Annotated in this window: 1 protein-coding gene; it reads right to left on the minus strand. The window is 73.0% G+C overall.

The features are described 5' to 3' along the window. Positions 1–208 precede the first annotated feature (208 nt). Positions 209–583 carry a TraR/DksA family transcriptional regulator gene (locus AC1D1T_RS32770; protein ID WP_477828341.1) on the minus strand — a complete coding sequence of 125 codons (375 nt, stop codon included), beginning with the start codon at positions 581–583 and terminating at the stop codon, positions 209–211. Between the last annotated feature and the right edge of the window lie 337 nt (positions 584–920).

Raw genomic sequence — 920 nt, forward strand, 5'->3', positions numbered from 1 at the left:
AGCTGAGCGCGACCCACCGGTTCGCGGCCGCGTCGTGGCGGCGGTAGGCGATGCCCTCGGGGCTGCGATGGACGCGCGCGTCGAACAGTTCGGTCAGCGTGCGGGCGTGGGACAGGATCGGATCGTCGAGAGTCATCGGGCCATTGTCAGCTCAGCTCGGGGCCGATGAGGCGGCACCGCGTGCACGCGGCCGGGGTCGCTCGACCGTTCACGGGCGATGCGTCCGTTCGTGCACCGACTGGCAGGCGGCGCAGCGCTGCGCCGCCGGCTGCGCCAGCAGCCGCTGCAGCGCGATCGGCTCGCCGCAGTCGGCGCAGTCGCCGTAGCTGCCGTGCTCCAGGCGCTGCAGCGCCGCCTCGGTCAGGCGCAACTCGTCGAGGTCGCGCTGCGCCTGCGCGTCGTCGATTTGCGCCGACTGGCTCTGCGTCGCCTCGTCCTTGCGGTCGATCACCTCGTGGCCGCCGGCCCGGCCGGCGTCCTGCTGCGCCATCCGCGCCGCGTGCACATCGGCCTGCAGGCCCTGCAGCCGGAACAGCAGCAGGCCGCGCAAGGCGTTCAGGTGGGTCTGGGTCGGCAGGTCCATGCGGTCTCCGTCGCGGGTTGGTGATCGGCCCGATTCTTTGGGGCAACCCGGCGCCGCGGCTTGAGCCACGTCAAGGAGACAACCGGGCACGCTGCCTATCGTGCGGCCTTCTTCCAGGAGAAACCCATGGCCCAGATGAAAGCCGCCGTCGTCCAAGCGTTCGGCCGGCCCCTCGAGATCGGCGACATCGAGGGCCGCATCGTGATGCGCATCGGCGCATGACGGCCGCGCTGCGCGACTGGTGGCTGCACCTGGCGGCCGCGCCGGCGAAGCAGGCCGCGCTGTGGTCGGCGGCGGCCACGCAGGTGCTGCCCGGCGCGCTGGCCGCGCTCGCCGG

The sequence above is a fragment of the Rhizobacter sp. P2_H3 genome (genome assembly GCF_056403355.1).